Below are 11,546 nucleotides of genomic sequence, written 5' to 3'. Positions count from 1 at the left end.
CGCACAATATCGCCACGGGTGCCCCGCACAAGCTGAATAAGCCGTTTGCGCTGGAACGTTTTGAAACCGGTGCCCTGGTCGATGAACACGGCGCCGCCGCCGTGGCCCACTAGCCGCCAGCGAACACTGCACTTTAGAAAGAAGACGCACATGCTGCTCATCTCCTGCCCCAACTGCGGCTCGCGCGACGAGACCGAGTTCCACTATGGCGGCCAGGCCCACGTGGCCTACCCGGAAAACCCGAACGAGCTGACTGACCGCGAGTGGGCCGAGTACCTGTTCTACCGCGATAACACCAAGGGCACGTTCGCTGAGCGCTGGCTGCACAGCACGGGCTGCCGCCAGTGGTTCAACATGCTCCGCGACACGGTCACGTACGACATCCAGGCCGTCTACCCGATGGGCGCCCCCCGGCCGGACAGCGCCGGGAAGCCGACCGCCGAGACGGGCACGGCCAGCCTGGCCGCGGACAGCACCACCACCGGCACCGCGGCGCCCAGCATCTCGGGCACCAGCATCGCCCCCGCCAGCACCGGACCCCACGCCAGCCCCACCGCCAGCACCGGAACCGGAACCGGCACCGGCACTATCGCCCCGGAAGGAGCAACCAAGTGACTTCCCAGAACGCCCGCCTCGCCGCCGGCGGACGCATTGACCGCACCATTTCCTGGCGTTTCACCGTGGACGGGGAGGAGTTCACCGGCCATCCCGGGGACACGCTGGCCTCGGCCCTGATTGCCAACGGCCGGATCTTGGCCGGTAACTCGTTGTACGAGGACCGTGCCCGGGGCATCATGTCCGCCGGTGTGGAGGAATCGAACGCGATGGTGAAGATCTCCCCGCGTTTCCCGGGCGATGTTGCCGAGTCCATGCTGCCTGCGACCACCGTGACCCTGGTGGACGGGTTGAAGGCTGAACTCCTTAACGGCCTGGGCAAGCTGGACCCGGACGAGGACCGTGCGGAGTACGACAAGAAGTACGTCCACACCGATGTGCTGGTGATCGGCGGTGGTCCCGCCGGCCTGGCCGCGGCCCGTGAGGCGGTCCGCACCGGCGCCCGCGTGATCCTGATGGACGACCAGCCCGAACTGGGCGGCTCACTGCTGTCAGGCTCCACCGCCCCCGGGCTGGCTGAGACCATCGAGGGCAGGCCGGCCCTGGAATGGGTAGCCGACGTTGAGGCCGAGCTCGTCTCCGGCGCCGAATGCACTGTCCTGAACCGCACCAGCGCTTTCGGCGCCTATGACGCGAACTACGTCATCGCGGTGCAGAACCGCACCGACCACCTGTCCAGCCCGGCCGCACCCGGCGTCTCCCGCCAGCGGATCTGGCATGTGCGTGCCCAGCAGGTGGTGCTGGCTCCGGGTGCGCATGAACGCCCGCTGGTGTTCGAGAACAACGACCGGCCCGGCATCATCCTGGCCTCCGCTGCCCGCAGCTACCTCAACCGCTATGCCGTGGCCGCCGGGCAGCGTGTGGTCATCGGCACCACCAATGATTCCGCGTACGCCCTGGCCGCGGACCTCCGCGCTGCGGGCGTCAAGGTCGCCGCCGTCGTCGACGCCCGCCCCGCCCTGACCCCGGTGGCGGCTGCCGCCGTTGAGGCCGGCACCCGGGTGCTGATCGGCAGCGCGGTCGCTGACACCTCCTCCTCTGCGGCGGACGGCCGCGTGGAGAGCGTCACCGTCCGCAGCATCAACGACGACGGCGAGCTCACCTCCGGTGTTGAAGAGATCGCCTGTGACCTGCTGGCCGTTTCCGGCGGCTGGAGCCCGCTGGTGCACCTGCACTCCCAGCGCCAGGGCAAGCTGCGCTGGGACGAGGAGCTCGCCGCGTTTGTGCCGGGCACCGTGGTCCCGAACCAGCAGACCATCGGTTCGGGCCGGGGCAGCTTCGAACTCGCGGACGTCCTGGCCGAGGGCATCTCCGCCGGCGCCGCGGCCGCCATCGCCGCCGGCTTCGAATCCGACACCAAACCCGCCGTGATCGGGGAGCCGAAGGCGTCCGCCCCGACCCGGCAGCTGTGGCTGGTCCCGGGCCAGGCCGGCACGCCGGATGACTGGCACCACCACTTCGTGGACTTCCAGCGCGACCAGTCCGTGGCAGATGTCCTCCGCTCCACCGGGGCCGGGATGCGCTCGGTGGAACACATCAAGCGCTACACCTCGATCAGCACCGCCAACGATCAGGGCAAGACTTCCGGGGTGAACGCGATCGGCGTGATCGCCGCCGCGCTCCGCACCGCCGGCGAAGCCTCCCGCGGCATCGGCGACATCGGCACCACCACCTACCGTGCACCGTTCACCCCGGTCGCGTTCGCGGCACTGGCCGGTCGCCAGCGCGGCGAGCTGTTCGACCCGGCCCGGGTGACGTCGATCAACCCGTGGCATGTTGCCAAGGGCGCCCTGTTCGAGGACGTGGGGCAGTGGAAGCGGCCCTGGTACTACCCGCAGGCCGGCGAGGACATGGATGCTGCGGTGCTGCGCGAATGCGCCGCGGTCCGGGAGTCCGTGGGCTTTATGGACGCCACCACCCTGGGCAAGATCGAAATCCGGGGCAAGGACGCCGGTGAGTTCCTCAACCGGGTCTACACCAACGCGTTCAAGAAGCTCGCCCCGGGCTCGGCCCGCTACGGTGTGATGTGCGGTCCGGACGGCATGATTTTCGACGACGGTGTGACCCTGCGCCTGGACGAGGACCGGTTCTTCATGACCACCACCACCGGCGGTGCCGCGAAGGTCCTGGACTGGCTGGAAGAATGGCTGCAGACCGAATGGCCCGAACTGGACGTGCACTGCACCTCGGTGACCGAACAGTGGTCCACCATCGCCGTCGTCGGGCCCAAGTCCCGGGCGGTCCTGGCTAAGGTGGCCCCGGAACTCGCCAATGACGGCGGACTGGAAGCCGATGCGTTCCCGTTCATGACGTTCCGCGAAACCACCCTCGCCTCCGGCGTCCGCGCCCGGATCTGCCGGATCTCGTTCTCCGGTGAGCTGGCCTACGAGATCAACGTGCCGTCCTGGTACGGGCTGAACACCTGGGAGGCCGTGGCCGCGGCCGGGGCCGAGTTCAACATCACCCCGTACGGCACCGAAACCATGCACGTGCTCCGCGCCGAGAAGGGCTACCCGATCGTCGGCCAGGACACGGACGGGACCGTCACCCCGCAGGACGCGGGCATGGACTGGATCGTTTCCAAGGCCAAGGACTTCATCGGCAAACGCTCCTACGCCCGGGCCGACGCGAGCCGGGAGGACCGCAAGCACCTGGTCAGCGTCCTTCCCGTGGACGGCACCATCCGGCTGCCCGAAGGCACCCAGCTCGTGGAGAAGGGCCGTTCCACCAACCCCGCCTACGGGCCGGTCCCGATGGAAGGCTTCGTCACCTCCAGCTACCACAGCGCCGCCCTGGGCAGGTCCTTTGGCCTGGCCCTGATCAAGAACGGCCGCAACCGCATTGGCGAAACCCTCACTGCTGCCGCCGGCGACCAGCTCGTGGACGTCGTCGTCGCCGAAACCGTACTGTTTGACCCCGAAGGGACCCGCAAAGATGGCTAACACCCCAGCACTGACAGGCATCAATGGACTCCGGGACATCCGCCGCAGCCCCGCCTCCCACCTCGCTCCCGCACTGGAAACCGGCTCCGTCCCCGGCAAGGTCGTCCTCGCCGAAGGCCCCTTCCAGACCATGGCCGGGGTCCGGGTGAACCCCCGCTCCGAAGAAGGCGCACGGATTGCCGCCGGCACCGGCGGCCTGCCCGCACGCTGCGGCGAGGTGGGCGGCGCCGACGGCGTCAGCGTCCTCTGGCTCGGCCCGGCCGAGTTCCTCGTGATCGCACCGGAAGAAGCCCACGACTCTTTGGGCGGGAACCTCATCGGCTCCCTCACCGAAGCCCTCGGCGGCGCCCCGGGCCAGGTCGTGGACCTCTCCGCGAACCGCACCACGTTCGAGCTCACCGGCCCGCGGGCCCGGGCCGTCCTGGAAAAGGGCTGTGCCCTGGACCTGCACCCGCGCAGCTTCACCCCGGGAACCGCGCTCTCCACCGAGGTCGGCAACATCCCCGTGGTCCTGCAGAAGACCGGCGAGGAAAGCTTCCGGCTCTTCCCCCGGGCCTCGTTCGCGGACTTCCTGGGCCGCTGGCTCCTGGACGCCATGCGCGAGTACGCCTCGCCCGAGGTCCCCTAAATGGCCCTCAGCGTCCTGGACCTGTTCTCCGTTGGCATCGGGCCGTCCTCCTCCCACACGGTCGGCCCGATGCGGGCAGCGAAGCTGTTCGCCGACGGACTCAAAGGCGACGGCCACCTGAGCTCCACCAAACGCGTCCAGGCAGAACTGTTCGGATCGCTCGGCGCGACCGGGCGGGGCCACGGCTCGGACAAAGCCGTGGTCCTGGGCTTCAAGGGCCTGGACCCCGAAACCGTGGACACCACCACCGCGGACGACCAGGTCGCCGCCGCAGCCCTCGACGCCGAACTCCTGATCGCCGGAACCCACCGGGTGGACTTCAACTGGGACGAGGACGTGCTCCTGCACCGCCGCAAGTCCCTCCCGGCCCACCCCAACGGCATGACCTTCCGCGCCCTGGACCACACCGGGGCCGTCCTGAGCGAACGGAGTTTCTACTCCATCGGCGGCGGCTTCGTCGTCGACGGGGACGCCGCCCCGGGCGACAACGTGGTGGCTGATGACACCGTCCTGCCCTACCCCTTCACCACCGCCGACGCACTCCTGGCAATCTGCAAACGCGAGGGCATGTCCATCTCCGACGTCATGCTCGCCAACGAACTGACATGGCGGACCGAAACCGAACTCCGGGAGGAACTGCTGAAGCTGTGGGCCGTCATGCGCGAATGCGTGGACAACGGCTGCGCCGCGGAAGGAATCCTTCCGGGCGGCCTCAACGTTCGCCGCCGTGCGCCGTCGTTGTTCCAGACCCTGACGGCGGACACCGGCGTGACCGATCCGCTGCGGGCCATGGAATGGGTGAACCTCTTCGCCCTGGCCGTGAACGAGGAGAACGCCGCCGGCGGCCGGATCGTCACCGCGCCCACCAACGGCGCGGCGGGCATCGTCCCGGCGGTGCTGCACTACTACGTGAAGTTCGTCCCCGGCGCCAACGACGACGGCGTGGTCCGCTTCCTGCTGGCGGCGGCCGCCGTCGGAATCCTGTTCAAGATCAACGCCTCCATCTCCGGCGCCGAGGTGGGCTGCCAGGGTGAGGTGGGTTCCGCCTGCTCCATGGCAGCCGCCGGGCTCTGCGAAGTCCTCGGCGGAACCCCCGAACAAGTCGAAAACGCCGCCGAAGTCGGCATCGAACACAACCTCGGCCTGACCTGCGACCCCGTCGGCGGACTAGTACAAATCCCCTGCATCGAACGGAACGCCATCGCCAGCGTGAAAGCCATCAACGCCGCACGACTCTCCCTCCACGGCGACGGAAGCCACAAAGTATCCCTCGACAAAGCCATCAAAACCATGCGTGAGACAGGAGCGGACATGAAAACCAAATACAAAGAAACCTCCCGCGGAGGCCTCGCCGTCAACGTCATCGAGTGCTGAGCTGAGGAGGTAGCCATAGCCCCGGGTGTCAAGATCCACCCGGGGCTTTTGCCGCAAACATTGCTGTCTGGCTTCGCAGGGGTCCTGCTAGCCGTCGTTTCCCAGTTTGGCTTGTTCCACGAGTTCAGTCAGCCACGGCCGATATCCACGGTGGAAGACTATTCCCTCTGGCAGGCCCTGCACGGACGGTTCTGAAGCCCTGACGTCGATGGTGATCCGGCCTGCCGCCATGGGCGCGTTGGTGATGTGCAGGTCGCCGTAGGATTCCGGGAGGGCCGGGTCCATCCAGAATCCGCCGCGGGAAATATGGGCGTCGTACCGCATCAGGCTCGTCACAAGCATGATCGGTGTCGTGGCCGCCCAGGCCTGTGGAGAGCATGCGGTGGGATATGGCACGGGCTCGGCGACCTGCTCGCGAGTGAAGCCACAGAACAGCTCCGGGAGTCGGCCGTCGGTGTAGTCGGCCGCTTCGAAGAGGGCGGTGGAGATCCTCTGCGCCTCTTTTACAAAACCGTAGCGCATCAGGCCGGCGGCGATGACCGCGTTGTCATGCGGCCAGACCGAGCCGTTGTGGTAACTCGCGGGGTTGTAGGCGCCCATGTCACTGGCGAGGGTTCGCACGCCCCAGCCGCTGAACATTTCGGGGGACATGAGACGTTCAGCCACCTTCGGAGCCTTGTCTTCATCGACGATGCCGTGCCACAGGCACTGGCCCATGTTGGATGCGCACGCATCGACCTGCCGTTTCTTGCCGTCCAGCGCGATGGCGTAGTAGCCGCGGTCCGGCATCCAGAACTGTTCGTTGAACCTCTTCTTCAACTGTGCGGCGTCCTCCGTAAGCCGCGCAGCCAAAGCCGAGTCACCGGCGTCGTACGCCATCCATGCCCGGGACAAGAACGCTGAGTAGGTGAGGGCCTGGACTTCGCAGAGCGCGATGGGCGGCTCCGCCACACGCCCGTCGGCGAAGTTGATCCCGTCCCAGGAGTCTTTCCAGCCTTGGTTGACGAGGCCCTGCTCGTTGAGCCGCTCATACTCGACAAACCCGTCACCGTCCTTGTCACCGTATGTCCGGATCCAATCCAGTGCGCGGTCGGCGTGGGGCAGCAGCGCGGAAATGGTGTCCTTGGCAAAACCCCAACGGCTCACGGACGCGAGGGTCATCACGAATTGCGGGGTCGCGTCGACGCTGCCGTAGTAGACGGACTTGCCGCCCAGGGAGAGCCCGCTGGACACACCGAGCCTGACCTCGTGCAGGATCTTGCCGGCTCCTCCTCGCTCATCGGATCCACCACACTGCCTTGCCGGTCAGCCAGTGTCTGCAAGGTCCCGAGTGCCACTGACGGGTCCACCGGTAGTGCCATTTCCGAGGCCCAGAGCGAGTCCCGGCCAAATAGCGTCATGAACCACGGTGCGCCGGCGGCCACCACGATCCGCTCCGGGTGGGCGGGGTCCTCGATGCGGAGGGCGCCCAGGTCGTCGTAGCTGCGACGCAGGGTCCGCTCGATGGAGCGGTTACCCATGTGCAGTTTGGGAATCTTCGCAACCCACTCCTGGCGGCGACGGTCGCTGGGAGAAACCTCACCTGGAACCGGACGAACGAACGGTGCCACGCGGCCGGTGCCGTCGACGGCTGGCACTACGTTCACCCGGGTGCTCCAGTGTCCGCGCGCCGGAACGACCACCCGATAGGTCAGTGCCTCCGGGGTGACGTCTGCGCCACTCGCATTAACGACCACGCCCTTGCGGACGTCCTGCCAGGCTGCCTCAATGGTGAGTGAGTCGCCCTCCGTTTGGCGGACTTCCTCCCACCGCCGCTGGACACGTGCCTCCTTGACTTCAAAGAGGTCCGCGAAGTCCGATTCAACGTTGAAGGTGACCACACAGTCGGTTTCGTCCAAAGAGTAGTTCCGGATGGTGATCTCCTCCGTGATCCCTGCACCCACTTCCCGCAGGCGCTCCACGATCAGGGGGCTGTCCGCGTATCCGTCGGAGCGGGGAACGCGGCCGATAAACAAGGCCCGATAGGGTTCCATCGTCGAAGCTGTCAGCGCCTCCAGCGGCTGCCCATTGATTGCCAGGTTCCAGCGCGACAGGATGCGGGTGTCCTCGTAGAAGACACCGTGCGGATGTTCCGGATGGATGTCGCCATTGGCCAACGAAATACAGAAGGATGAACCCTCCACCAAAGTGACCGTCCCGGACCCTACGGGCCCAGCAGCTGTGTCAGCATTCCATCCAGCCATCCCCGCCTCCTCAAACGGCTCAAGACCGGGGCGACGGCACGGGCTCTAAGTGGAACCGTCGATCGCCGCAGTACTCCGTTGGATTGACGCTACGCCTCTACGGGCTTTGATAACAGGCACTGTGGCCTTCCAATCTTCGGCCGAAACTGCCGGGGTGCTGACGAAAGGCTGCCCACCGTGATCCGGGCACTGGCGCAGCTACCGCCGAGAGTTGTTTCCAAGGAAAACGACCTCTCATAAAAACTGTAAGCAGACGTCCCGGTTTGGGCTGGAGTATCAGTTACCTGTCTTTCTGCCCGGTCACACCCCTTTTTGAAGGAAAAGCCGGCGAGGCTCCCACCTCCCTTGCGGCATTATGGTCGCTCCCGGGCCGGTTGGCGTGGCCTCCGGGCCGGTAATTCCCGCGGGCACGTTTGGGGGCTGTCAACCGCATGACTGGAGGCGTACTCTAAACGGAATTCACCTCATGACAAGACGTATTGGAAGGGGTACAGGCAGGTATGAGCCTCAAGGACGAGTGGGACCGTCTCGATTCCGAGACCCGGACCTGGCTTCTGGAAAATCCGGGATGTCTGGTGGTGCCCCGTACTGTGTCGGCAAAAATCAGCAAGGAAGCCCGCAGGGACTTCGAGTGCGACCCGCACGGGCAGATTGTGCTTTCGCGGGCCGATCACGATTTCATCCGGGAGAAAGCGGAGGCTGCCGGAACCATCCGTGTTCCAGCGACCGACTATCAGTTTTTCGATACAGCAGCTGTTCCCGTTGTCAGGAGAGCGCCGTCCGGAAGGCATGCCGCGGCGTCACCGGACGATGGTGAGTAGGAACAGTTAAGAGGGCGTTCTTAACCGCCAGCGTTCGTCATAGACGAGGTGGTTCAGGAGGCCGGTTCAATGAGTTCCGGCCCGTCGTTCCGGACGCTGTTCACCCGGTCGCTAACGACGCGCGGAGTAAGAACCGGCTCCGGGATGCCGTTCAGGAGCCGCTGCACGGCATCTTTGTCGGTCGTTCCGGGGTTTAGCCAGTCCGCGTACATGGCTGGAGGGACGATAACGGGGGCGCGGTCGTGGACGTGCCCGAGCGTGTCATGGGACGTCGTGGTGAGGACCGTGCAGCTGAGGAGCCAGCGGCCGGGATCGTCCTCGGGCAGAGTCGGGTCCGGCCAGAACTCGTAGAGGCCGGCGAAGGCGAGGACGTCGTCCGTCTCGGAGTAAAGGTAGTTCGGGATCTTCTTCCCGTCCTCGGTCTTCTGCCATTCGTAGTAGCCCTCCGCGGGAATCACGGCTCGGCGCTTCACGGCTGCTTTGCGGAACGAGGGCTTCTCCAGGATGGATTCGCTCCGGGCGTTGATCAGCCGAGAGCCGATCTTGAGGTCTTTGGCCCAGGACGGGACCAGGCCCCAGCGGGCGATCAGCAGCCGCCGGTCAAAGGCGCCCTCGTCCAGCCTTTCGGCGATGATCGGAACGTCCTGTGTAGGGGCCACGTTCCAGCTCGGCGCGGGCGGGGTGCCCTCGATTTCCTTGGCATCAAACTTCGAGAGAAGATCCCCGGTCGCCTTTGACATCACGTATCTGCCGCACATGCGCCCATTCTGCTACACGGGAGGGTGGCCGGAAATCCCCCAGGCGGCGAACGGAACCAAAGTCTATGACGTCTCCGGTTGACCGGCGTGAGTGAGCGCTACCTGTTTCCCCGCTGCGGGTTTCCATCGCGTACTCGCGCTTCGTGCTTCCATCCGGTCGGCCCTGCCATATGGGCTTTCGGCTCTCTATGAATCTGCGTTCCGGCCCGCTTTGAGCCACAAAGTATCGCCGTCGACCCGGTCCAGCTCATCCGAGGCGAAGTAGCCGTGCCCGGCCAGGAAACCGGACCTGTTGACCTTTACATAGCCGATCCGCAGGAGCCTTTCTGCAGCGTGCCGAGGCAGGCTGGAGGAAACAGCAAAGCTTTCGATCACGGTGTTGGCGAGGCCTCCTGTTTCCGGGTCAGTCTGGCCGTCTGAGGTCACTGCCTCCGGGTCACCCATTTTCAGGTCCTCGACTTGCCAATCTTCTTCCCGTCAGATGCCACGACGTGCATTCCTTCACGCACCTGCTCCATGATCTCCATGACATTTCTCCCTCGTGCACGAAATCCCGGAAAGTACAACAAGTTTAAGTCTGCCGGGTAGCCGGCGGCCATAGCCTGCGGCAGCACCGAACGTGCCTCCGGACAGGACCGCGGGTGGGCAGCAGTTTCAGTTGGGGGAGGCAGGCCGGTCAGGGCGAGCCAGGTCGGCCTGGATCGCGCGGATGATCGTGGCGAGGATGCCGGACGAGAGCAGTCCTGGACCCAGCGGACCGGCGGAATTTTCACCTAGCGGCGGCAAGCGTCGAAGCGCAGACCGGGCTTCGTCAGTCATGTGCTCGAGTTGCCACCGGACTTCGTCGTCGACCGTCCCGGGTCGATGGGGTGCTGCCAGCCCGGCCGCTTTCGCGGCATAGGCGGCGGCGCCCAAGGCGTGCGCTCCCATGTGGGCGACGGCTGCGGCTTGCGTGGCAGACCGGGCGGCAGCCACCGCAGCAGGGCTGTCTACCTCTCCTGCGGCACGGCCGGCAACAAACCGCCGGCGGATCTCGTCGGCGGCACTGAGCTCACCGCGGGCGAAGGCCCGGGCTCGGGCGATCGCATCACGGGGGCGGCCATCTGCCGGCGCCTCTGCCTCAAATAAGGCAACGACCCGCTCAGCGCAGTCGGCTGCCCAACTTGCGACGACGCGGCGCTCGGCCTCGCTTAGCGTCTGCGGAGAAGCCATATCAGTACCCTACACACGGCTTCCGGCCCCGACCCTGGAACGGGCCGATTTCCTCAGCGATACCCAGCGGCTCTCCGCTGCCCCGCGCCGTACTCAACCGCAGGGACGGACGACGGCGGACCCGCCTCCCGCATTGCTACAGTGAGCCCATGAGCATGGCTGAAGGGGAACAAAACCCGCCGGACGCCCGGGCAGGGGCCCTGCCCAACGGCGCCGTCGGCGTCGGTCCGGCTGCTGTTGCGCCCGTAACTGGGAGGGTCCGGAATCCTGATTCCTTGCCACCTGTTCCGCCCTCTGTCCCGGTGGCTCAGCGTCTGCCTGCTTGGCTGATCCGGAATCCGCTTTATGCAGGCTGGGTTTGGACCGGTTTCTGGGCGTTGCTGATCGTCGTTGACGAGTTCGTGGACCTCGCCGGCTGGACCTGGTACGTGCTGGTGGGGATGGCGGCCCTGCCCACACTGGCCTGCACTGTGGCCGTGCTCCATGCGACCCCTCGTCGCTACCTCAAGCCCCAGAAGGAATCGGTGCTCGCGCACTTCTTTGTCCGGTTCCTCGCGCTGACGGCCGCGTTTCTGGTGTGGGGCCTCTCCGTCGTGGCCAGCGGCTCGATTTCCACAACGGTGCAGGCACTGGCCGGGAACTCGGAACGTGCCGTGACGTCATTGGGGTTCAATCTGCTCCTTGCGGCGGTCCCGCTGGTTGTGTCGGTGTTGTGGATGGCGCTTATCGTGCGCTGCGCGTGGTTCCTGCGCCGTCTCCGCGGGTGGCGGCAGATCCCGGAAGAGTCGCGGCTGCCCAAGAGGTTCCTGCGGCATTCGCCCCAACTCCGGCGCGTTGTGGTGGGTCTGGCCCACCCGGGCCTGCTTTTGGTGGCTGGGCTTGGCACGTCGGTTCTGGCGCTCTTCCTCAGTGCCGTGGAACTCACGCTCAACCTGATTGCCTGAGGACCGGCG

9 protein-coding genes and 1 pseudogene are annotated in these 11,546 nt (G+C 66.2%); 6 read left to right on the top strand and 4 right to left on the bottom strand.

The window, feature by feature from the left end; translation table 11 throughout:
- Window positions 1–150 precede the first annotated feature (150 nt).
- From PV761_RS18080 to PV761_RS18065, 4 genes are read left to right on the top strand one after another with little or no spacing between them, the layout of a single operon-like run.
- A complete protein-coding gene (locus PV761_RS18080; protein ID WP_347898870.1) occupies window positions 151–615 on the top strand; it encodes a sarcosine oxidase subunit delta in 465 nt (154 codons plus the stop codon).
- Window positions 612–3,557 (top strand): sarcosine oxidase subunit alpha family protein, encoded by a 2,946-nt coding sequence (locus PV761_RS18075; RefSeq protein ID WP_347898868.1) that lies wholly within the window; start codon window positions 612–614, stop codon window positions 3,555–3,557. Before PV761_RS18080 ends, PV761_RS18075 begins: the two co-directional genes overlap by 4 nt.
- On the top strand, window positions 3,550–4,185 hold the full coding sequence (locus PV761_RS18070) for a sarcosine oxidase subunit gamma family protein (protein WP_347898866.1): 636 nt from the start codon (window positions 3,550–3,552) through the stop codon (window positions 4,183–4,185). The genes PV761_RS18075 and PV761_RS18070 overlap by 8 nt, the downstream gene beginning before the upstream one ends.
- Window positions 4,186–5,559: an L-serine ammonia-lyase gene (locus tag PV761_RS18065; RefSeq protein WP_347898864.1), complete on the top strand. Its 1,374-nt coding sequence runs from the start codon at window positions 4,186–4,188 to the stop codon at window positions 5,557–5,559.
- Between the two features lie 87 nt (window positions 5,560–5,646).
- Here PV761_RS18065 and PV761_RS18060 read toward each other — a convergent pair.
- A pseudogene (locus PV761_RS18060) lies at window positions 5,647–7,802 on the bottom strand (glycogen debranching N-terminal domain-containing protein).
- A 500-nt stretch (window positions 7,803–8,302) separates the two neighbouring features.
- Here PV761_RS18060 and PV761_RS18055 point away from each other — a divergent pair.
- Complete coding sequence (locus PV761_RS18055) at window positions 8,303–8,623, top strand: hypothetical protein (RefSeq protein ID WP_347898862.1); 321 nt, start codon at window positions 8,303–8,305, stop codon at window positions 8,621–8,623.
- A 53-nt stretch (window positions 8,624–8,676) separates the two neighbouring features.
- Here the strand turns inward: PV761_RS18055 and PV761_RS18050 are convergent, their stop codons facing one another.
- From PV761_RS18050 to PV761_RS18040, 3 genes are all read right to left on the bottom strand, one after another.
- On the bottom strand, window positions 8,677–9,381 hold the full coding sequence (locus PV761_RS18050) for an SOS response-associated peptidase (protein ID WP_347898860.1): 705 nt from the start codon (window positions 9,379–9,381) through the stop codon (window positions 8,677–8,679).
- A 186-nt stretch (window positions 9,382–9,567) separates the two neighbouring features.
- Window positions 9,568–9,825 carry a hypothetical protein gene (locus PV761_RS18045; RefSeq protein WP_347898858.1) on the bottom strand — a complete coding sequence of 86 codons (258 nt, stop codon included), beginning with the start codon at window positions 9,823–9,825 and terminating at the stop codon, window positions 9,568–9,570.
- Window positions 9,826–10,035: 210 nt separating this feature from the next.
- Window positions 10,036–10,593 carry a putative immunity protein gene (locus tag PV761_RS18040; protein ID WP_028272756.1) on the bottom strand — a complete coding sequence of 186 codons (558 nt, stop codon included), beginning with the start codon at window positions 10,591–10,593 and terminating at the stop codon, window positions 10,036–10,038.
- A gap of 149 nt (window positions 10,594–10,742) precedes the next feature.
- Here PV761_RS18040 and PV761_RS18035 point away from each other — a divergent pair, with 149 nt between their 5' ends.
- On the top strand, window positions 10,743–11,537 hold the full coding sequence (locus PV761_RS18035; protein WP_347898856.1) for a hypothetical protein: 795 nt from the start codon (window positions 10,743–10,745) through the stop codon (window positions 11,535–11,537).
- Window positions 11,538–11,546 lie beyond the last annotated feature (9 nt).

The organism is Arthrobacter sp. CC3, from assembly GCF_039907775.1.
Classification (GTDB): domain Bacteria; phylum Actinomycetota; class Actinomycetes; order Actinomycetales; family Micrococcaceae; genus Arthrobacter.
Note: the sequence above shows the minus strand (reverse complement) of the source record. Positions and strands in the feature narration are given on the sequence as shown.

Excerpts from the sequence above, each read along its gene's own strand:
- PV761_RS18045 (WP_347898858.1), bottom strand. The coding sequence starts at position 9,825 with ATGGGTGACCCGGAGGCAGTGACCTCAGACGGCCAGACTGACCCGGAA.
- PV761_RS18050 (WP_347898860.1), bottom strand. The coding sequence starts at position 9,381 with ATGTGCGGCAGATACGTGATGTCAAAGGCGACCGGGGATCTTCTCTCG.
- PV761_RS18065 (WP_347898864.1), top strand. The coding sequence starts at position 4,186 with ATGGCCCTCAGCGTCCTGGACCTGTTCTCCGTTGGCATCGGGCCGTCC.
- PV761_RS18070 (WP_347898866.1), top strand. The coding sequence starts at position 3,550 with ATGGCTAACACCCCAGCACTGACAGGCATCAATGGACTCCGGGACATC.
- PV761_RS18080 (WP_347898870.1), top strand. The coding sequence starts at position 151 with ATGCTGCTCATCTCCTGCCCCAACTGCGGCTCGCGCGACGAGACCGAG.
- PV761_RS18035 (WP_347898856.1), top strand. The coding sequence starts at position 10,743 with ATGAGCATGGCTGAAGGGGAACAAAACCCGCCGGACGCCCGGGCAGGG.
- PV761_RS18055 (WP_347898862.1), top strand. The coding sequence starts at position 8,303 with ATGAGCCTCAAGGACGAGTGGGACCGTCTCGATTCCGAGACCCGGACC.
- PV761_RS18040 (WP_028272756.1), bottom strand. The coding sequence starts at position 10,593 with ATGGCTTCTCCGCAGACGCTAAGCGAGGCCGAGCGCCGCGTCGTCGCA.